This is a genomic window from Vibrio sp. 378, assembly GCF_033339435.1.
The window spans coordinates 1-508 of sequence record NZ_JAWOUO010001262.1 but is presented as its reverse complement, the minus strand read 5'-3'; the positions used below and the strand labels follow the sequence as shown (position 1 = coordinate 508).

Below are 508 nucleotides of genomic sequence, written 5' to 3'. Positions count from 1 at the left end.
TATGGCAACTGTACAAAAGTATCGATTCGCCATACAAGTCGGTATTAAAAGCCATTCTGCTGGAAGCTTACTCGTGGGAATACCCGCACACACAACTGTTAAGTATTGATACCAAGCGTCGATTCTTTGCCCATGAGCCAGATCTCTATGGCATGGACGCATACTACTTAATGTTGGAAAAAGTTACGCGCTATTTAGAACGAATCCAAGACGATACACGTTTGGATTTGGTGCGTCGTTGTTTTTATCTCAAAACCCATGAAAAGCTGTCGCGTGAACCAGATGTCGGTTCAGTGGCCTGGCGTCGTGAAGCGCTGAGCGACATGATTGCGAAATGGAATTGGGATGACAGCGTGGTTGCCGAGCTCGATGACCGCCGCAACTGGAAAGTTGAACAGGTGAAAGTCGTACATCATGCGTTGCTTGATGCGTTGATGCAGAGCTACCGTAACTTGATTCAGTTTGCGCGTCGCAACGACATCACATCCGCGATCAGCCCGCAAGACAT

General features: G+C 47.8%; 1 protein-coding gene. It reads left to right on the top strand.

Annotated features, from left to right (window positions below):
- Positions 1 to 508, top strand: a 508-nt coding sequence (locus R7Q48_RS31460; RefSeq protein WP_318134393.1) for a class I adenylate cyclase, incomplete at both ends; no start/stop codon positions are given.